This window comes from Cupriavidus agavae (assembly GCF_004217045.1).
Taxonomy (GTDB): domain Bacteria; phylum Pseudomonadota; class Gammaproteobacteria; order Burkholderiales; family Burkholderiaceae; genus Cupriavidus; species Cupriavidus agavae.
Map to the genome: position 1 here is coordinate 277,425 of NZ_SGXM01000002.1, position 18,546 is coordinate 295,970.

The 18,546-nt window shown below is 69.3% G+C and carries 19 protein-coding genes; 2 read left to right on the top strand and 17 right to left on the bottom strand.

Annotated elements, in window-relative coordinates:
- Position 1 precedes the first annotated feature (1 nt).
- The 17 genes from EV147_RS12325 to EV147_RS12405 form a co-directional block, all read right to left on the bottom strand.
- Positions 2 to 1,192, bottom strand: coding sequence for a beta-ketoacyl-ACP synthase (locus EV147_RS12325; protein WP_130391472.1), 1,191 nt, complete (start codon positions 1,190 to 1,192; stop codon positions 2 to 4).
- Complete coding sequence (locus EV147_RS12330; protein ID WP_235844706.1) at positions 1,189 to 1,782, bottom strand: DUF3261 domain-containing protein; 594 nt, start codon at positions 1,780 to 1,782, stop codon at positions 1,189 to 1,191. The genes EV147_RS12325 and EV147_RS12330 overlap by 4 nt, the downstream gene beginning before the upstream one ends.
- A complete protein-coding gene (locus tag EV147_RS12335) occupies positions 1,779 to 3,017 on the bottom strand; it encodes an NAD(P)/FAD-dependent oxidoreductase (protein WP_130391474.1) in 1,239 nt (412 codons plus the stop codon). The genes EV147_RS12330 and EV147_RS12335 overlap by 4 nt, the downstream gene beginning before the upstream one ends.
- A gap of 6 nt (positions 3,018 to 3,023) precedes the next feature.
- On the bottom strand, positions 3,024 to 5,390 hold the full coding sequence (locus EV147_RS12340) for an MMPL family transporter (protein WP_235844738.1): 2,367 nt from the start codon (positions 5,388 to 5,390) through the stop codon (positions 3,024 to 3,026).
- 1 nt (position 5,391) lies between these two features.
- A complete protein-coding gene (locus EV147_RS12345) occupies positions 5,392 to 6,012 on the bottom strand; it encodes a LolA family protein (RefSeq protein ID WP_130391475.1) in 621 nt (206 codons plus the stop codon).
- Entirely contained in the window at positions 6,009 to 6,425 is a 417-nt protein-coding gene (locus EV147_RS12350; protein ID WP_130391476.1) for an acyl-CoA thioesterase, read from the bottom strand. The genes EV147_RS12345 and EV147_RS12350 overlap by 4 nt, the downstream gene beginning before the upstream one ends.
- A 23-nt stretch (positions 6,426 to 6,448) precedes the next feature.
- Complete coding sequence (locus EV147_RS12355; RefSeq protein WP_130391477.1) at positions 6,449 to 7,456, bottom strand: LpxL/LpxP family acyltransferase; 1,008 nt, start codon at positions 7,454 to 7,456, stop codon at positions 6,449 to 6,451.
- Positions 7,453 to 8,214 carry a glycosyltransferase family 2 protein gene (locus EV147_RS12360; protein WP_130391478.1) on the bottom strand — a complete coding sequence of 254 codons (762 nt, stop codon included), beginning with the start codon at positions 8,212 to 8,214 and terminating at the stop codon, positions 7,453 to 7,455. The genes EV147_RS12355 and EV147_RS12360 overlap by 4 nt, the downstream gene beginning before the upstream one ends.
- Positions 8,211 to 9,938: an AMP-binding protein gene (locus tag EV147_RS12365; protein WP_235844707.1), complete on the bottom strand. Its 1,728-nt coding sequence runs from the start codon at positions 9,936 to 9,938 to the stop codon at positions 8,211 to 8,213. Before EV147_RS12365 ends, EV147_RS12360 begins: the two co-directional genes overlap by 4 nt.
- The gene (locus EV147_RS12370) at positions 9,931 to 10,488 is read right to left on the bottom strand and encodes a COG4648 family protein (protein ID WP_130391479.1); all 558 of its coding nucleotides are present in this window, start codon (positions 10,486 to 10,488) and stop codon (positions 9,931 to 9,933) included. The genes EV147_RS12365 and EV147_RS12370 overlap by 8 nt, the downstream gene beginning before the upstream one ends.
- A gap of 6 nt (positions 10,489 to 10,494) precedes the next feature.
- Entirely contained in the window at positions 10,495 to 10,752 is a 258-nt protein-coding gene (locus EV147_RS12375) for an acyl carrier protein (RefSeq protein WP_130391480.1), read from the bottom strand.
- Positions 10,753 to 10,793: 41 nt separating this feature from the next.
- The gene (locus EV147_RS12380) at positions 10,794 to 11,063 is read right to left on the bottom strand and encodes a phosphopantetheine-binding protein (RefSeq protein WP_130391481.1); all 270 of its coding nucleotides are present in this window, start codon (positions 11,061 to 11,063) and stop codon (positions 10,794 to 10,796) included.
- Entirely contained in the window at positions 11,060 to 11,827 is a 768-nt protein-coding gene (locus EV147_RS12385) for a lysophospholipid acyltransferase family protein (protein ID WP_130391482.1), read from the bottom strand. The genes EV147_RS12380 and EV147_RS12385 overlap by 4 nt, the downstream gene beginning before the upstream one ends.
- Positions 11,820 to 12,605, bottom strand: coding sequence for a beta-ketoacyl synthase chain length factor (locus EV147_RS12390; RefSeq protein WP_235844708.1), 786 nt, complete (start codon positions 12,603 to 12,605; stop codon positions 11,820 to 11,822). Before EV147_RS12390 ends, EV147_RS12385 begins: the two co-directional genes overlap by 8 nt.
- Positions 12,606 to 13,054: 449 nt before the next feature.
- Positions 13,055 to 14,317, bottom strand: coding sequence for a fumarylacetoacetase (gene fahA / locus EV147_RS12395; RefSeq protein WP_130391484.1), 1,263 nt, complete (start codon positions 14,315 to 14,317; stop codon positions 13,055 to 13,057).
- A gap of 38 nt (positions 14,318 to 14,355) precedes the next feature.
- Entirely contained in the window at positions 14,356 to 15,684 is a 1,329-nt protein-coding gene (hmgA, locus tag EV147_RS12400; protein WP_130391485.1) for a homogentisate 1,2-dioxygenase, read from the bottom strand.
- A 336-nt stretch (positions 15,685 to 16,020) separates the two neighbouring features.
- A complete protein-coding gene (locus EV147_RS12405) occupies positions 16,021 to 16,404 on the bottom strand; it encodes a helix-turn-helix domain-containing protein (protein ID WP_130391486.1) in 384 nt (127 codons plus the stop codon).
- Between the two features lie 284 nt (positions 16,405 to 16,688).
- Between EV147_RS12405 and EV147_RS12410 the strand changes: the two genes are divergently transcribed.
- On the top strand, positions 16,689 to 17,309 hold the full coding sequence (locus EV147_RS12410) for a TetR/AcrR family transcriptional regulator (protein ID WP_130391487.1): 621 nt from the start codon (positions 16,689 to 16,691) through the stop codon (positions 17,307 to 17,309).
- Positions 17,310 to 17,562: 253 nt separating this feature from the next.
- Positions 17,563 to 18,456 carry an alpha/beta fold hydrolase gene (locus EV147_RS12415; protein ID WP_235844740.1) on the top strand — a complete coding sequence of 298 codons (894 nt, stop codon included), beginning with the start codon at positions 17,563 to 17,565 and terminating at the stop codon, positions 18,454 to 18,456.
- Positions 18,457 to 18,546 lie beyond the last annotated feature (90 nt).

Below are 18,546 nucleotides of genomic sequence, written 5' to 3' on the forward strand. Positions count from 1 at the left end.
TTTACCCCCCGGCCAGCACCAGCACGCTGTTGCTGCCGCCGAACGCGAACGAATTGCTCATCGCGTTGCGTACCGGGCGGCCCAGCGTTTCGTCGGCACCGACCACGTGCAGCGCGGGCAGCGTGGTGTCGGCCACGCCGTCCCACCAGTGCGCCGGCAGGCGGCCCTGCGGATTGTCGGTCAGCGTCAGGTACAGCAGCGCCGCCTCCACGGCACCGGCCGCGCCCAGCGTATGGCCGGTCTGCGGCTTCGTGGAACTGACCGGCACAGCGGCGCCGAGCAGGTCTGTGACCGCGCGCGACTCCATCGCGTCGTTCTGCTCGGTCGCGGTGCCGTGCAGGTTCAGGTAGTCGATCTGGCCCGGCTGCAGGCCGGCGCGCGCCAGCGCCTGCGCCATGGCCGTGCGGGCACCCCGGCCTACCGGGTCGGGGGCCGACATGTGATGCGCGTCGGACGTCTCGCCCCAGCCCGCCAGCCTCACCGGGCCGGCCTCGCGCGACATCAGGAACAACGCCGCCCCCTCGCCCAGGTTGATGCCGTGGCGATGCGCGGACAGCGGATTGCAGCGCTCGGCGCTGACCGATTCCAGCGAGCGGAACCCGGCGATCGTAAACGCACAGAGCGTATCGACGCCCCCGGCAACCACCACGTCGGCCACGCCCTGCTCCAGCAGCCTGCCGGCAGCCGCCAGCGCCTTGGCGCTCGACGAGCAGGCCGTGGAGATCGTGTAGGCCGGTCCGGCCACGCCGAGCGCCAGCGCCAGGTACTGCGCCGGTGAGCCCAGTTCCTGCTGCCCGTAGTGGAAGGCAGCCGGCCAGTTGCCGGTCCGCTGGCGCTCGCGCACGGCCAGTTCGCCGTCGCTGATACCCGAGGTGCTGGTGCCCAGCACGATGGCCACGCGCGTCGGACCCACCCGCGCGATGGCCGCTTCCACGGCGGGCCGCAGCGCGGCCAGCGTGCGGTCGAGCATCGCGTTGTTGCGGCTGAACAGCCCCGGGGCCACGCCTGGCGGCAGGTCATTGGCCGCAATGGGCTCGCGCACCGTGCCGAGGTGCAGCGGCGTGCCGGGCGTGTAGCGGTCAGTGGTTTCTCCGCCGCTCGGGCCGTCAGTGCGCCACAGCGCCGCGCGCACCGCATCATTCCCGCTGCCGAGCGCGCAGATCACGTTCATCGCGTTGAGGTAGACCGTCATCGCGTGCCTCCTTCCTGCAGCGTCCGGATCGTCAGCCGGTAGCCGTCGCGGCGTTGCACGAACTGCGTCGTGCGGGCGTCCGGATAGCGGATCTCGGCCACTACCTCGGCGCCTGCGCGCAACTGGCGGCTGTCCGCCGTGGCTTCGAGCCGCCAGCCAGCCGGCAGCGCCGCCTGGATGGCTGCCACCGGCCACAGCGAGAGCTGCAGATCATTGAGGATACGCTCGGGCAGCAGTTCCGGGGGCGCCCACGGGGCGCGCGTCACGCGCAGGTCGGTGCCGTCCCAGTCGAGCCGGGCCAGCACCTGGCCGCCGGCCACCGCCGCCAGCCGGGTGTGGCTGGCATCGGCTTCGAGCAACGCCAGCAGGTCGCGCGACTGCTCGCCCTGGGGCGAGGGATACTGCACCGTGATCTGCTGCTGCAGGTGCAGCGTACGGCCCAGCGAGGCCGGCGGCAGCCGCAGCAGCGGCACCGTCGCGGACGGCTGGGCGCTCTGCACGGCAGGCGCGCCGGCATCCTGCGGCGCGGGCGTGGCACAGCCGCCGAGCGCCAGCAGCCCGGCCACCACCACGCAAGAGGCGAGACTCAAGCCGCGCAAAGCTGCTCCAGCACATTCAGGCGGCGCTTCGACTCCGCCACGAACGGGTTCTTGCGGTCCCAGGCATAGCCAGCCAGGATCGACGAGATCATCTGGCGGATCTCCGGCGCGCCATCGGGATGGAAGATCACCTTCTGGAAGCGCCCGTCGTACCAGGCTTCCACATAGGTCCGGAAGCAGTCCACGCCACCCTTGAGCGGCTGCGCGTAGTCAGCATCCCAATCCACCGTCTCGCCGGCCAGTTGCCGTGCCACGCAGCCGGCCGCCAGGCTGGCCGACTTGAACGCGATGGTCACGCCCGACGAGAATACGGGGTCCAGGAACTCGCCGGCATTGCCGAGCAGCGCGTAGCCCTTGCCCCACAGCGAACTGACGTTGGCCGAGTAGCCCACGATCTGGCGCGCCGGGGTATCCCAGCCCGCGTTGCCGAGCAGCTTCGCCAGCCCCGGTTCCTCGAACACCAGCGTCTTGAGCCTGGTCATTTCGTCGCCGGGATAGCGGTCCAGGAACGCCTTCTCCGCCACCACGCCCTGCGAGCAGCGGCCGTTCGAGAACGGGATGGTCCAGTACCAGACGTCCTGATGCTCGGGATGCACGCTGATCAGGATCTTGTTGCGGTCGAATTGGCTGGCATCGCCAACCGGGATGTGGTCTTCCACGTGCGTGAAGATGGCCGAGCGCACCGGGAAGTTGGACGGCGATTCCAGCTGCAGCAGCCGCGGCAGGATGCGCCCGAAGCCCGACGCATCGAGCAGGAAGCCCGGCTCCACCTGATAGGCCTGGCCCTCGGGATCGCGTACCGTGACCAGCGGCCGGGCACCGCTGACGTCCACGGCCTCCACCACATGGCGGAAGCGCACTTCGGCGCCCTGCTTTTCGGCCTCGCGGATCAGCACGTTGTCGAAGTCGGCGCGCTGCACCTGGTAGGTGGTGCCCCAGCCCGGCGAGAACTTGTCGCGGAAGTCGAACGCGGTATGGCGTCCGGCGTGCGAGAACGCCGCGCCGTTCTTGTACTGGAAGCCGGCCTCGACCACGGCCCGCAGCATGCCGGCTTCCTCGATGTACTCCATGCTCTGCGGCAGCAGGCTCTCGCCGATCGAGAAGCGCGGAAACACCTCTTTCTCGATCACCAGCACGCCAATGCCACGCTTGCGCAGCAGCCCCGCCGCCACCGAACCCGACGGGCCGGCGCCGACGATCAGCACATCAACCTGTTCCTTCTTCATTCTGGATCAACCCTGTTCAACATTGTTATGGGATGGCCCGGCCGCCGGGCGGAACCACGGCGACAGGAACCATACGGCACCCACCCCCGAGAGCATGGTCATGCCGAACGCGTGCAGCGCCGGTGTCGAGGACAGCGCCAGCAGCCCGAAAGCCAGCAGCGTGCTGGCCGCGCCGAGCACGATCGCGGTCCACGACACGCCATCGCCGGGATGCTCCAGCAGGAAAATGCCGTAGTCCACGCCCACGCCCAGCAGCAGCGCCAGCGCCAGTACAGAGAACAGCTGCAGCGGCACGTGCAGCCAGCCGAGCACGGCCACGCTGATGGCCGCCGCCAGCAGCGTCGGCACCAGCGCCCGCCACCCGGCCCGGCCATAGCGCCAGGCCAGCAGCAGCGCCACCCCGCCCGCGCCGGCCAGCAGCAGCCAGCTCATCAGCACGCGGTAGTGGTGCAGCAGCCCCGAGAGATCGGCGATACGGTCGACCCACTCGGCACCGGGCACCTCGTCCACGACGCGGGCGATGCCGGGCATCACGGCCGGTTTTTCGAGCCCGCGCAGCAGCATCACGCTGGCGTAGCCGCTACCTTCGCGGTCGAGCCAGAGATGCCGCAGCGTGCCGGACACCGGATTCGCCAGCCACGCCTGCAGCGTCAGCACGCTGTCGGCGCTTGCCGCAGCCGTGGCCGGCGCCGCGATGGTACCGCCGAGCGCACGGGCCACGCTTTGGCGTACCGCAAGTTCCTGGCGTTCCGCCAGCGCCGCGTCGGCACGTTGCCGGGCGGCGGATGGCACCCAGTCAGAAACTGACACGAAGCCCTGCAGGTCGCCCCGGGCGATGGCATCGGCCAGCTTCGCCTTGACCGCCTCCTCGCCGGCCAGCACCGCGTCCGATGTGGCGCCGCGCACCAACACGAACTGCGCCGGGCTCGGCGTGCCGAGCAGCCGCCCGGCAGCGCGCTGCGCGTCCACCAGCGCCGGCGGCGAGCTTTGCAGTTGCCGCACATCGTCGACGATGCGCACCTGCCAGACGCCCGGCACGATGAACAGGGCCAGCGCGGCCAGCGCCAGCCAGGTGCGGCGGTCGTTGCGCACGCGCGGCCAGCGCGCGAGGCTGCCGGCCAGCCAGTTCGAGAGCCGCGTCTGGCGCAGCGTGCCCCGATCCAGCAGCGGGAACCAGAACACCACGGTCAGGAAGGCCGACACCAGCCCCACGGCCGAGAACAGCGCCATCTGCCGCAGCCCCGGGAATGGCGCCACGCCCAGCGCCAGGTACGCCACCACGCTGGTCAGCAGCGCCAGCGCCAGGCCGGGCAGCAGGAAGCGCATCACAGACGGCGGCGTGGCGCGCGGCATCGACTGCCGCGTCACGAAGTAATGGATGCCGAAATCCTCGGCCACGCCCACCAGGCTGGCGCCGAACACCAGCGTGATCAGGTGCACGCGGTCGAAAACGATGGCCGTGGCGGAAATCGCCGCCGCCGTGCCGATGGCCAGCGACAGGCCCACCAGCACGATTGGCCGCAGCGAGCGGAATGCCAGCCAGACCAGCAGCAGCACCGCCGCCAGCGAGCCCCAGCCGATCACGTTCATCTCGAAGTTGGCCTGGGCAGCCGCCGACTCGGCGTGCAGCGGAATGCCCGCCGCGATCACCCGCACGCCGTCGTCGCCCTGCCGCGCCGCGGCCTCGGCGGCCTTGAGCAGGTCGCCGTAGTCGGTGGCGCCGCTGACCGAGAACGCGGGCCGGGTGATGCGGTACGAGAGCAGCGCCCACTCGCGGCCGTCGCCGCTGACCGAGGCCAGCCCGTCGCGCTCGTGCACCCGCGTCACCGCCGCCCGCGACAGCCACCAGTCCTGCCAGAGCCCGAGCGGATCGGCCGCCCAGTCGGTCAGGCGCGGGCCGGTGGAAAGCTGGTAGAGCCTGGTCAACGCCTGCTGCGCCAGCGCCTCCGGCGCGGCGGACTGCAACCCGGCGCGCTGCGCATCGGTCAGCAGGCGGTCGCGCCACGGGCGGTAGAACGCCAGCGCGGCATCGAAATCGAACGTGGCGATCTTGTCCACCGGCTGCAGCAGCGCGGCCTGCGGCGCCGTGGCCGCGCTGAAGCGCTGCGCGGCGGCGCGCGTGCGGGCCCAGTCGGGACTACCCACCAGCACCACCACTTCCTGCGCCACGCCGTCCGCCAGCCGCCGCAGTACACGGTCGGCCGTGGCGGTGCGCTCGCTGGTCGGCAGCAGGGCCATGACATCGGTGTCGAGCCGCGAGGCGCGCCAGAACTGCAACTGGTGCGCCACCAGCGCCAGCACCAGCAGCAGCCAGCCAACCGCGAGCCAGCGCTCCAGCCGGGTCAGTCCGCCGCGCATCGCCACGCCAGCCATCTCACTCAAAACGCTGCTCCTCGGCCGGGGTCAGCTTCTGCGCCGGGGCCGGATCGATCATCCGCACCACCGTGCTGTCGCCGCCCGCTTCCTCCAGCCGCACGTTGCGCACGAAGCGGTCGCCGGCCAGTTCGATGCGGGCGAACACGCGCCGCAGGCCGGCATCGGTCGGCGTCAGCGTCAGTGCCCAGCCGTCCTTGCCCACGAGCTTGCCCTGCACGTCGAAGCGCGTCTGCAGGCTGCGCAGGTCGCCGCGCAGCACCGCGATCATCGATTCGCCCACCACGCGCATGGCGGGCTGGCTGTCGGATTGCATCTGCTGCTGCACCTTGCCATCGGCGCCACGCATGACCAGCCGCTCGGGCGTGACCAGCAGGCTCGACGCGAACGGCTCGCGCGTGGCCCACACCACGCCCCGGCCGCGCGCCAGCACGAAATCACCGCGCGAGACCAGCGGATTGCTGAAGCCGGCCAGCCTGCGCGTCTGCTCGAACTGGCCCCGGATCACCGGCGCATCGGCCAGCCGTGCGGCCACGCCGCCCAGCAGGTCCGCGGCGTGGGCCGGCAGCACCAGCGTCGCCAGCGCAAACGCGGCGCAACGGAGCAACTGGCGGCGCTTCATGGCTCGACCCCCAGCTTCTCGAACAGCACCGGCGGGCTCACATAGAGCATTTCCTGGGTGTTCATGTCGACGGCTACCTGGATCGAATAGCCCTTGGTCAGGCGCTGTCCGGACGCCACGTCGCGCACCTCGTACTCGATCTTGAGCCGGTTCTCCCACTCGACGATGGTGGCGTGGATCTCAACGGCCTGCCCGTAGACCAGCGGACGCACGTACTTGACGCGCAGGTCCACCACGGGCCAGGCGTAGCCCGAATCCCGCATCTGCGGATAATCGTAGTCGATCTGCTGCAGCAGCGCGCAGCGCGCCACCTCGAAGTAGCGGATGTAGTTGCCGTGCCAGACCACGTTCATCGGATCGAGATCGTGGAAGGCCGGCGTCAGCGTAATGGCGTGATGAAAGGTCTTGGACATGTCGATGCCAGGGGACGGGCGGCTCATGGCTGCGCCGCGCCCTGCCGGCCGGCGCTCGCGGGATCGTCGGCCCAGAATTCGTAGAAATTGAACCAGTCGTACGGCGACTCCACCACCAGGGCCTGGAGCCAGGCAGCGTAAGCGGTGGCCAGCGAGACCAGCGCGGCCTCGCGGCTGGCGCGCGGCAGGACGACCTCGTGCGCCAGTTCGGTGAAACGCAGCAGATGGCCTTCGCGCAGCCGCACGCAGCCCATCGCATAGAGCGGGCACCGCATCAGCGAAGCCAGCACGTACGGCCCCACCGGGAAGCGCGCCGGCGAACCCATGAACGGCACGCGCACCGCCCGGCCGCCGTGGGCCGGGGCGCGGTCGCCGGCGATGGCCACGAATTCGCCGGCCGCCACCCGCGCCGTCAGTTCCAGCGCCGTGGCGGGCGAGATATCGTCCACCTGATAGAGCTGCACGCCCGATTGCGGATCCAGACGCGACAGGATGCGGTTGAAGCGTTCCGCGTGATGGGTGTGGACCAGCACCGTCAGCCGCAGGCCCTGGCGCTGGTTTGCCAGCACCCGGCACAGCTCCAGGCAGCCCATGTGGGCGGTCATGATCACGCCGCCCTGTCCGCGCGCAATCTGTTCGAGCAGCACCTCGTTGCCTTCGCGCCGCACCGTGCCAAACCGGTAGCGGCCGCCAATGGCCAGCAGCTTGTCGAGCAGCGTATCGGCAAACGAGAACAGATGGCGCAGCGAGTGGCGCCACGTGGGCATGCGGCCGATCGTGCCCGCCGTGCGCTGCACGCGGCCCAGGAAATCGAGCGACGAGCGCCGCGCCAGCGGGTGCGTCAGCCAGTAATAGGTGACCACGGGGTACACCACGAGCCGGAACAGCGTGCGGCCGAAGACCCGGTTCAGGAAGTACAGGCACCAGACGCCCCAGACGCAGGTCACCTCGCCGATCGCGCTCCAGTGGCGCGAGCGGCCCGCGGCCGGGGCCGCGCCGGAGGCGCTGGAAGACGGGCGGGCCGGATTCACGCCGCCACCTTGCGCCAGAGCAGGCGCGGCATCCGCAGTACCATGCCGAAGAACAGCCGCGTGTGCATGCGCGAGATCAGCACGTTGTCGCGCCACGCCTGGAAGTGCGAGACGCCGTCCATCGGATAGGTGACGCGCGTGGGCACGTTGACGATCCGCACGCCGCGCCAGACCAGATGCACCAGCACCTCGGTGTCGAATTCCATGCGGCGGCCCAGCCGCACCTCGCGCATCAGCCGCGTCACGGCCGGCAGCGGGTAGACCCGCAGCCCGCACATCGAATCGCGGATCTGCAGGGACAGCGTGTTGATCCAGACCCAGACGTGGGTCAGGTAGCGCGCGTAGAGCCGGTGTTTCGGCACCGATTCGTCGTAGACCGGATGGCCGCACACCATGGCCCCGGGGTCGGCCTCGGCCAGCGCCAGGAACTGCGGGATGCAGGCCGCGTCATGCTGGCCATCGGCGTCGATCTGCAGCGCGTGGGTGTAGCCCAGTTCGGCTGCGGCCGAGAAACCGGCCATGATCGCCCCGCCCTTGCCCTGGTTCTGCGGCAGGCGCACCAGCCTGACGCGCTCCGGATGGGCGGCGGCGATATCGCGCAGCACCGCCGCGCAGGCCGGACCGCTGCCGTCGTCGACCAGCAGGCACGGCAGCGGGTGCTGCAGGATGGCATCGACCATCGCCCCGATAGCGCCTTCGTGGTCGTAGACCGGCACCAGCACCACCGGGCGGAAGTTGGCGTGGGGGGCGTGACTCACGGCGCCTCCGGGTGGAAGACGATCTTGCCGCTGGCGTGCGGGCCGGCATCCGAGGTCAGGCGGAAGCCCAGCGCCCGGGTATCGGCCTGCCAGGTCAGCGCCAGATGCACGTCGCTGTCGGGGCGGATCACGGACTGGAATTTCAGCGTATCGAGCCGGGCAAAGCGCTGCGGCGGCGGCACGTCCAGCTTCTGCGGCGCCAGCGCCATGACCCAGTCCACCTGCGCCACGCCGGGCACGATGGGCGAACCCGGGAAATGGCCGTCGAACACGGCCAGGTCACCCGCTACGTGCAGCGTGGCCGTGGCAGACACGGCATCGCTGGCCAGCCAGCGCACGTCGGGCACCGTACGGCGGAACACCTCGCGCAGCATCGCCTCGGTGGTCTTGCCCTGCGCGTTGCACGGCAGCGCCGGCAGGAAGGCCCAGCGGCGCGGCAGCGCCACGGGATCGATGGCCGCCGCCAGATGCCTGCGCAGCGCGGCCGTCACAGCGCCCCGCCCTTGCGCGGCCAGTTCGGCCTGGCCCGCGTCATCGAGCACCACGGCCGCCGCCACGCGCATGCCGACGTCGAGTTCCACCATCACCACGCGTGCCTCGCGCACGCCTGGCCAGGCCGCCAGGCTTTGCTCGATCTGCGTCAGCGAGATGCGCTTTTCCTCGATCTTGACGATACGGTCGGCGCGCCCGCCCAGCACGAAGCTGTCGTCGCCGGCCGGCAAGGCGCGGTCCGCGCAGACGTACCAGCTCTCATCGGCCAGATGCGGCGAGCGCACGGCCAGGTAGCCGTCCTGCAGCCGCCATGCAATGCCGGGCAGCGCGTTCCAGCGGTCGGCGTGCACCGCGCGCTGGCGCCAGGCAATGCCGCCGGTCTCCGAACTGCCGAACACTTCGATCGGCGACTGGCCCAGGTGGCGCAGCGCGTCGGCGGCGGCCTCGGGCGGCAGCGGGCCGCCCGACGAGAACACCGCCCGCACCGCACCGCGCACGGCGGGCCAGTCCAGCCCCGCCGGCATCCGCTTCAGGTGCGCCGGGCTGCTGACGAGTACCGCTGCGCTGCCGTCTTCCTGGCACGCGGCCACCAGCTCCTCGTGGAAGGCCAGCCGCGCGGCCGGCAGCGGGCGTCCTGCGGCCAGCGGCCAGAGCACCGTGAAGAGCAACCCGTAGATATGCTGGTGCGAGACGGTGCACAGCACGCGGGTCTCGCTCCCGAAATGGCGGCCGAACGCCTGCTGCAGCGTGTGGACCTCGGCATCGAGCTGCGCCAGCCGCTTGTCGATGGCGCCGGGCGCGCCCGTGGAGCCCGAGGTAAACAGCGTGACCCAGGTATCGTGCGTGGCCAGGACCGGCCAATTGGTATCGGGGCCGGCATCGGCATCGGTACCAGGCGCGGCCGGCACCAGCCCGTCCGGCAGTTCGCCGGCCCAGCCGTCGCTTTGGCCGCGCAGCGCCGCGAGCGTCTCGGGCCGCGTATCGCCGGGCAGCACCACGTGCTTGCCCGCGTGCCACGCGCCGAACAGCGCGGCGGCAAACTCGGCGGTGTCGTCCAGGTAGAGCGCCCAGCGCTGCCCCGGCGCACCGGCGAACAGGCGCCGCCACGCCGCCGCACGCGCCACGAACTGCCGCGCATCCACGGCGCCGGCCACGGCGCGCGTTTGCGCCGCACCGGCCAGCGCCACCATGACCCCGCCCAGGCCGGTCCACGCCGGCTTCCGATCAACCATGACGATTCTCCGCGCCGCGCGCCTTGACGCGCTGGCGCACCAGCCATTCGCCGGCGAACATCGCGCCGATCAGGCCATAGGCAATGGCGCCGTTGTAGAGCGCCCAGACCCGATCGCTGGCGGCAAACGCCGTGATGGCCGCGATCGTGCCGTTACAGACAAAGAAGACGCACCACACCTGCGTGACGCGGCGCGTATAGGCCACGCCGCTGGCCGGCAGGTCCGGCTCGCGCATCCGCGCCAGGCGCTCCACAAGCGTGGGCGGGTGGCGCAGCGTCCAGCCGAACACGCCCAGCATCGCCGCGTTGACGATCACCGGGTACAGCTTCAGGGGCAGCGCATGGTCCGACGCCATGACTACCACGGCCAGCCCGGCCGCCAGCAGCGCCAGCGCGCGCCAGCCCGCCTGGCGGCTGGTACCGGCGCGCAGCAGCGCAAGCGCCACCAGCGCCAGCGCCATCACGCGCGGCGAAAAGTGCTGCAGCCCGAGGTAGATCACCAGCGGGTACGACAGCGTGAGCAGCGCCAGCCCCCACTTGCGCCAGGCCATGGCGCGTCAGGCGGTGGCCGGGGAATCGATCAGCAGCGCCAGCGCCTGCACCACGTCCTGCACGGTGCGCACGGACTTGAACTGCTCGGGCTTGATCGGCTTGTTCAGCATCGGCTTGAGCTTGACCAGCAGGTCAACCGCGTCGATGCTGTCGATGTCGAGGTCCTCGTAGAGGCGGGCCTCGGGCGTGACGCGGGCCGGGTCGATCTCGAAGGTTTCCTCAAGAACCGCGGCCACGCGCGCGAAGATTTCATCATGGGTCATGTCGGACTCCGTATCTGGGCAGGGTGACGGAAAAAAGGGCGTCAGGCCGGTGCCTGGCCGCGCTGTTCGGCCACGTAGGCCGCAAGCGCCGCCACGCTGGCAAAGCGCGCGCGCACCTCTTCCTTGCCGCCGTTCATCGTGATGCCGTAGCGCTTCTGCAGCGCCAGGCCCAGTTCGAGCGCGTCGATGGAATCGAGGCCGAGGCCCTCGATGAACAGCGGCGCCGCCGGGTCGATGTCATCGGCCGCCACGTCCTCTAGGGACAGCGACGAGATGATCAGTTCCTTGATTTCTTGCTCAAGCGCCTTCACTGGCGGATCTCCCTGGAGAAAAATTCGGATAGCGATTGCGTCAGCTGGCGCACGGCCAGCGCATCGTCCAGACCGGCCGGCACCCATGCGGAGACCGGCACGTCGGGATGGACATCGATGACGAAACGCGGCCGGCGCACCGGCACGTGATACCACTTCTCGCCCTTGGTCAGCGTGGGCGGGTGGCAGCGGATGACCACCGGGGTCAGCGCGAAGCCGCCGCGCACGGCCACGTTGGCCGCGCCGCGCCGCAGGTCCGGCGGCAGGCCGGGCCGCGTGCGCGTGCCTTCGGGAAAGATGATGAGGTTGTTGCCGGCGCGCAGCGAGGCGATGCAGTCCTCCACCATCGCCGCGCCGGAATCGTTGCGCACCCAGCCCGTGGCCAGCACCGGGCCGCGCGTGAACGGGTTGCGCACCAGCGCCGACTTCACCACGCAGTCGGGGCGCGGCGTCAGCGACATCAGGAACACCGTGTCGATCAGCGACGGGTGGTTGGCCACCACCAGCAGCCCCTCGCGCTGCAGCCGCTCGGCGTGCCGCACCTCGTAGCGGATCACGCCCACGCTGTGCATCAGCCAGACGAACAGCCGGAACACATGGTGGATCAGGCCACGGCAGGCGCGCTGGCGCGTGGCGTCGGACCACGGCAGCAACGCCAGTACCGGAAACACCAGCACGCGCAGCAGCAGCCCGCCCACCCCGAAGCTGGAGAAACAGAAGCCGGTGGCGCAGACGCGCCACATGCGGTCCAGTCGCTCAACCATGGCGCTGCCACCTCCAGATGGCCCGTTCGCCCCGGTGCGTCAGCGCCGGCTCGCCGGCCAGCACGAACCGCAGCACGTCCAGGCCATGCGGCAACTCCGGATGTGCGGTATCGGCATCTTTGGCAGTCCGGGGCGCCACGAGATCCAGTGTCAGCGTGGCCTCCCCGGCGCGTGGGCGGCCGATCAGCCAGGCCCAGCCGAACAGGCAGCCGGGCTCGTCGGCAAATTCGGCGTAGGCGTCGGGCAGCGGCGCGTCGTAGCAGACCAGCAGCACCTCGTCGGCGCCATCCGCCAGCAGGGCGCAGGCTTCGACGACCGCCGTTTCCACGGTGTCGCGCCCTGCCGCCACGGCCTGCAGGTTGGCGGCGTCGCCGCGGTCGATCGTGAACATGGCGCCGATGGCGTTGTGGACCGACAGCCCGAACGCCGTGGGCGACAGCGGCTCGCCGCCCGCCAGTTCGCTGAGCATCTCGAACGCGCGGTGGGTATCGCCATGACGCGAGGCAAAGACGGAAGGCGTATGGGAAGGCGGCGCGCCCCCGGCGGCGGCGGCGCTGGCCGACGCCATGACGGCGTAGGCGGGATGCAGCGCGGCCTTGCCGATGGCATTGACGCGCCGGCGCAGCATCGGGGCCATGGCGGCGAGCGCCGGCAGGCCGGCGCCCTCGGGCTGGCCAACGCCGTCGGGCAGCCACGGCGCGCGGCACCACGCCTGCCATTGGTCAGGCGTGTGCAATGCCGGTGCGATGGCGGCCCATGCGCGAATTCCAAATTCCATTGCCATGCCGTGCGCGTTGGGTGATCGAACCCGGGGAGCCCGCCCGCAGGCGTTGCCATGACGGCTGGCGATGACGCGCGCAAGGCGCCCACCGCCGCGCGACCCCGGGGACAGTTCCGCTTTTTTCCCTGAAAAAGTGAGATCGAATCCGGTAGATTCGACGTTTGTTCTGCTTATCGGCAGTTAGACGGCGGTTCAGAAGCCCCGGCGGGCACCCTCCCGAAGGGGGTCAGCGCCAGGCGGCGCGAACTTCCGCCCTGCATTTTTGTCAGGGCCGAATTCTCGCATAAAGGGTGCGCTCCGCCTATGGCGCAACCGTAACGATCCTGCCCAAATGTAACGAGGCGGGCGCAGTCCTCACAGACTGCCCCGCCTCGCAGGCTTTCCGGCCCCTCCGGCGCTTCAATATGCCCGGATCACCGCTGAAAAATGGCCGAAATACGACGGTTTCAACGTCGCGCCGGCAGGATCTTGCCGGTCACGGCGCCGAATCCCACCCGATAGCCATCTCCCTGGCACCAGCCCGTCATCGTCACGGTATCGCCGTCTTCCAGGAAGCCACGCCGGGCCCCGCCCGCCAGCTCCACCGGCTGGGCGCCATTGCGCGTGGTTTCCAGCAGGCTGCCGCAGGAATCGGCCGTGGTACCGCTGATCGTGCCGGAACCCATCAGGTCGCCGATCCGCACGTTGCAGCCGGACACCGTGTGGTGCGCCAGTTGCTGCGCCATGGTCCAGTACATCGCCTTGAAATTGGTGCGGCAGACCGTGGTGGCGGACGCACCTTCGGGTTGCACGGCCACCTCCAGCGCGATGTCATAGGCGTTGCGCCCCTGCTGCTGCAGGTACGGCAGCGGGTCGGGCGACTGGACCGGGTTGTCGCGGCGGAACGGTTCGAGCGCCTCCATCGTGACCACCCACGGCGAGATCGACGTGCCGAACGACTTGCTGTTGAACGGGCCCAGTGGCACGTACTCCCACTGCTGGATGTCGCGGGCGCTCCAGTCGTTCAGGATCACCATGCCGAACATGTGCGCCCCGGCGGCCCCGGTATCCACCGGCTCGCCCAACGCCGACGGTTTGCCGACGATGAAGCCCATCTCCAGTTCGTAATCGAGCTTGCGGCACGGGCCGAACAGCGGCCGCGCCTGGTCAGGCAGCTTGATCTGGCCGTTCGGGCGGTGCAGGTCGGTGCCGCTGACCACCACGGAACTGGCCCGGCCGTTGTAGCCGATCGGGATTTCGAGCCAGTTCGGCAGCAGCGCGTTCTCCGGGTCACGGAACATGCTGCCCACGTTGGTGGCGTGCTCGCGCGACGAGTAGAAATCGGTATAGCCGGGAATCTCGACTGGCAGGTGCAGCGTGGCGGCCGACATCGGCACCAGCGCGCGGTCGCGCAGTGCCTGATCGTCCTGCAGGCCCCGGCCATCCTCGGCCAGCAGCGCGCCCAGGGCGGCCCGGGTTGCGGCCCACACCGGCTGGCCGAGCGCGATGAAGCGGTTCAGCGACGGGGCGGCGAAGGCGCCACGCGCGGCGGCCGGCAGCAGGCCCGCGTCGTCGAGCGCGGCAAGATCGGCGATCTGGTCGCCAATCGCCACGCCCACGCGCGGCGAGCCGTTGCCGGCGGAAAAGATGCCGTAGGGCAGGTTCTGCAGCGAAAAATGAGTCTGGCCATCGTTGGCCGAGGCAATCCAGCTGGTCTTGGGGGCGGTCATTTTCTGGGGAGGCTCCGGGAATCGGGACGAGCGCGGGCTCAGCGGACGTTCGGGTTGAAGTGCTTCTTGAGGCCCTGCCAGCACGTGTAGTAGTTGTGCTGGAGCATGGCTGAATCGGCGGCGTAGCGGGTGGGACGGATCACGCCGGGGGTTTCGAACATGAACGCCATGGTGTCCGTGATGTGGTGCGGCGTGGCCGTATCCGAGGCCGAGGCGCGCTCGAATGTCTCGGCATCGGGGCCGTGGCCGCTCATGCAGTTGTGCAGGCTGGCGCCGCCCGGTGCAAAGCCGTCGGCCTTGGCGTCGTAGACGCCCGTGATCAGCCCCATGAACTCGCTGGCGATATTGCGATGGAACCAGGGCGGCCGGAAGGTGTTCTCGGCGGCCAGCCAGCGCGGCCCGAAGATCACGAAATCGATGGTATCGACGCCCGGCGTGTCCGAGGGCGCCTGCAGCACCAGGAAGATCGACGGGTCCGGATGGTCGAAGCTGATCGAGCCGATGGTATTGAAGTGGCGCAGATCATATTTGTACGGCGCGTAGTTGCCGTGCCACGCCACCACGTCGAGCGGCGAGTGGTCGATCTCGGCGCGCCAGAGATTGCCCTGGAAGCGCGCCACCAGCTCGAACTGGCCTTCGCGGTCTTCGTAGCTGGCCACCGGCGTCAGGAAATCGCGCGGATTGGCCAGCCCGTTCGAGCCAATCACGCCGAGGTCCGGCAGCCGGAACAGCGCGCCGTAGTTCTCGCAGATATAGCCGCGGGCCTCGCCATCGGGCAGGCTCACGCGGAAACGCACGCCCCGGGGAATCACGACGATCTCCTGCGGCTCCACATCGAGCGTGCCCATCTCCGTAGCGATCGCCAGCCGCCCCTGCTGCGGCACGATCAGCATTTCGCCATCGGCGTTATAGAAGAAGCGGCCTTCCATCGACCGGTTGGCCATATAGAGATGGATGCCGCAGCCGGTCTGGGCCTCCGGGCCGCCGTTGCCGGCCATCGTGACGATGCCGTCGACGAAATCGGTGGGCGCGTCGGGCATCGGCGGCGGGCTCCAGCGCAACTGGTTCGGCGTGGGCGGCACGTCATCGAAACGGCTCAGCCAGCGGCTCTGCCCGATGGCGACAAAAGGCTTGTGCATCGCCGCCGGGCGAATCCGGTAAAGCCACGAACGGCGGTTGTGCGCACGCGGCGCCGTGAACGCCGTGCCGGAAATCTGCTCGGCATAGAGTCCGTAAGCCACCCGTTGGGGCGAGTTGCGGCCGACCGGCAAGGCGCCGGGCAATGCCTCGGTGGCGAACTCGTTGGCGAAGCCCGACATGTAGCGCGCCAGCGCGGTCTCGGCCGGATGCAGTTGTGCTTGAGTCATGTGTCGTCCTCTCACTGGCCGATGGAGCCGGCGGCCATCTTCTAATTACGAATTATGAAATTGATTCACCAAATCGTAATCATGGTCCCGTGCAAAGTCAAACGGAACAGAGAAACAATAGACGTGCTCAGGCATGCCGGGGATGGCGAGTGCAGTGGGAGACGTCAGGGATGGGAAAACTGGCGGAAAAACGGGCGAAACAAAAACGGGAGAACCAAAAGCGGGAGAAACAGCGACGCGCCGCCCCGGCGAACGCGCGGGCAGCAAAGGTGCCACGAAAGGGCATGGGATACGGGAGGGCGCTGAGGCCCTCCCGTGTACTACAAGGCGCTACGGTCAGACGGGCTTGTGGCCCTCCCCCGAAGTCGGGCCGGAACCGAATCCACCCGACGCCGGCGCTGCCGGCGACGCTTGCGGAGCAGCCGGCTGGCCTGCCATCGACGCGGCGGTCACGCCGCCATTGCGGCTGGCGATGAACGCGTTGACATCGGCGGCCAGATGCTGTGGCGCAAGCACGACTTCAAGGCCCAGGGCCTCGCATGCCGCCAGGAAGGTGGACATGCGTGGATCGGCCTGGCCGGATTCGGCCCGCAGATAGGCTTCGCGGGAAATCCCGGCCTTACGGGCGACGTCCTCCTGCTTGAGCTTGCGCGCTCTACGCAACGCCCGCAGTTGCCGGAACGGTTCGCTAGCGCCTCTTGGCACGGCTGTACTGTTCATGTCGGTCTCCAGTCACCAGTGAAATAAAAGTGCGCGGACGTGCATTCGAGTATAGAGCACGTTAAGCGTTCCGTAAGGTCTGTTGTGGAACACTTTTACAGTTTTTTAATGATGGCTTGATCTGGCGTTTCCGGCGCTCGTCCGTACGGCTGATCGCGCACACCATCCTCCTCCCGCCCCCAACATAACGGTAGTGGCCGCTTTGCGTTGACGTCACATCAGTATCGTCCATGTGTGGCACAAGGCAAGTTGACAAACCGACCGGTCGTGCTATTCTCCAGCGCATGCAAAAAGGACAGGTCACCCGTACCGCGATCATCGAACAGGCGCTGCAATCAGCCACCAAGGTTGGCTTCGAGCAGTTGTCGCTGGCCACGCTTGCCGCCGACACCAGCATGTCGAAGAGCGGCCTCTACGCGCACTTCAAGTCCAAGGAAGCGCTCCAGGAGGCTGTGCTGGCACGCGCCATGGAGGTGTTTTCCGAAATAGTGATCCAGCCCGCCATGCGCGAGCCCCGCGGCACGGCCCGGCTGGCGAAGCTGTTCGACGGCTACATGGCCTGGCTGGGCGGCACGGTGATCGAGGGTGGCTGCGTCTTCATGGCGTTGTCGCAGGAATACCGCGACCGACCCGGCGTCATACGGGACAAGGTGGTGCAGGCATTCAAGGATTGGCACAGCACGATCGTGCGCGTGGTCACCGATGCGGTGGACGAAGGCGAACTCCGCGCCGACACCGATCCACGGCAGTTTGCCTTCGAGATGGCGGGCATCGGCATGTCCTTCCAGTCTTCCTACAAACTCATGAGCCGGCACGACGCGGCAGCCATGGCGCGCCGCGCATTTGGCCGGCTGGTCGATGACTTCAGGGAGAATCGCGCCGCGTCGCGGCCTGGTACAGACTGAGTCTGTGCAGGACGGCCGCAGTGTATCCAACGGCATTCTTGCCCCGATTTCTTGCACAGAAAATAGCACGACTGGTCGGTCTTGACCGACCAAAAAAGTCAGATAGTTCATCGTCCGGATGCCACAGGCAAGCCCGGAGCCGCCGCTGGAGGGTTTTGACGTGCCGCAAGTGTTGTCGACTGCATCCGCCCCCGTGTCCCAAGACCCCGCCATCGCCGCCCCGGCGCCCGGGCGTTCCCTGACCCAGTTCCTGATGGCAGGCCGGTTCGCCTGGCACCGGTTGCGATGGCAAGCGGGCAGCGCGCTCTTCCCCACGGCCACGGCCCGGGCGTTCGAGCAGCTATGGTTCCGACCACCCACCTCGCGAAATACCGCCGATGGCCTGCGCCTGCTCGATACCGCGCGGTCGGAGTGGGCACTTGTGACCGGCCAGGGTGGCAGCCGGCGGGTCCGTGTCTATCGCTGGGGATCCCAGGGCCCCGTCGTCCTGCTCGCCCACGGCTGGGGTGGCAGCGCCGGCCAGTGGCACCCGCTGGTTGGCAAGCTGCTGGCGGCGGGCTGCCGCGTCGTGGCCTTCGACGCGCTCTCGCATGGGGCCTCAGACGCGGGCGCGCGAGGCCCGCGGCAGACTTCGGTACTCGAAATGGCCCGTTCGCTGCTCGCCGTGGCCTGGCATGTGGGGCCCGTGCATGCCGTGGTGGCGCACTCGCTCGGCGGCGCGGCGGCCGCGCTGGCTATCCGCGAAGGACTGCCGGCGCGCGGGCTGGTGACGATCGGGGCGCCGGCCGACATGACCGACGCCTGCTCGACGCTGGCCTGGCAACTCGGCGTCGCGCCGCACGTGCTCACGCGGATGCGACGCAACAGCGAGGGCTGGCTCGGCGCCAGCTGGTCCAGCTTCAACGTGCCGGACATCGGCCGGTCCCGGCCCGTGCCGCCGGCGCTGGTGGTCCATGATCGCGACGACAAGGAAGTACGCTGGCAGGACGGCGCCGCCATCGCCGGTGCCTGGCCCGGCGCCCGGCTGCTGACGACCGAGGGGCTCGGCCACCGGCGCATCCTCGGCGACGATGCGGTGCGCGAACAGATCGTGCAGTTCGTGACCACGCTGGCCGCTCGGCCCGCCATCGCACGCCCTTCCCTCTGATTGCCTTCTTTGATGGTTGGAGCGCCCCGCAGACGCTCCAACCCCGCTGTCCGGAAAAAAATCCTGGCGGTTAATTGAGTACTTAGGCCA

What these genes read in the sequence shown, in the direction of transcription:
- EV147_RS12325 (WP_130391472.1), bottom strand. Translation starts at nt 1,192, where the DNA reads ATGACGGTCTACCTCAACGCGATGAACGTGATCTGCGCGCTCGGCAGC.
- EV147_RS12335 (WP_130391474.1), bottom strand. Translation starts at nt 3,017, where the DNA reads ATGAAGAAGGAACAGGTTGATGTGCTGATCGTCGGCGCCGGCCCGTCG.
- EV147_RS12340 (WP_235844738.1), bottom strand. Translation starts at nt 5,390, where the DNA reads ATGGCTGGCGTGGCGATGCGCGGCGGACTGACCCGGCTGGAGCGCTGG.
- EV147_RS12345 (WP_130391475.1), bottom strand. Translation starts at nt 6,012, where the DNA reads ATGAAGCGCCGCCAGTTGCTCCGTTGCGCCGCGTTTGCGCTGGCGACG.
- EV147_RS12350 (WP_130391476.1), bottom strand. Translation starts at nt 6,425, where the DNA reads ATGTCCAAGACCTTTCATCACGCCATTACGCTGACGCCGGCCTTCCAC.
- EV147_RS12365 (WP_235844707.1), bottom strand. Translation starts at nt 9,938, where the DNA reads ATGGTTGATCGGAAGCCGGCGTGGACCGGCCTGGGCGGGGTCATGGTG.
- EV147_RS12370 (WP_130391479.1), bottom strand. Translation starts at nt 10,488, where the DNA reads ATGGCCTGGCGCAAGTGGGGGCTGGCGCTGCTCACGCTGTCGTACCCG.
- EV147_RS12375 (WP_130391480.1), bottom strand. Translation starts at nt 10,752, where the DNA reads ATGACCCATGATGAAATCTTCGCGCGCGTGGCCGCGGTTCTTGAGGAA.
- EV147_RS12385 (WP_130391482.1), bottom strand. Translation starts at nt 11,827, where the DNA reads ATGGTTGAGCGACTGGACCGCATGTGGCGCGTCTGCGCCACCGGCTTC.
- EV147_RS12390 (WP_235844708.1), bottom strand. Translation starts at nt 12,605, where the DNA reads ATGGAATTTGGAATTCGCGCATGGGCCGCCATCGCACCGGCATTGCAC.
- fahA (WP_130391484.1), bottom strand. Translation starts at nt 14,317, where the DNA reads ATGACCGCCCCCAAGACCAGCTGGATTGCCTCGGCCAACGATGGCCAG.
- hmgA (WP_130391485.1), bottom strand. Translation starts at nt 15,684, where the DNA reads ATGACTCAAGCACAACTGCATCCGGCCGAGACCGCGCTGGCGCGCTAC.
- EV147_RS12405 (WP_130391486.1), bottom strand. Translation starts at nt 16,404, where the DNA reads ATGAACAGTACAGCCGTGCCAAGAGGCGCTAGCGAACCGTTCCGGCAA.
- EV147_RS12410 (WP_130391487.1), top strand. Translation starts at nt 16,689, where the DNA reads ATGCAAAAAGGACAGGTCACCCGTACCGCGATCATCGAACAGGCGCTG.
- EV147_RS12415 (WP_235844740.1), top strand. Translation starts at nt 17,563, where the DNA reads ATGGCAGGCCGGTTCGCCTGGCACCGGTTGCGATGGCAAGCGGGCAGC.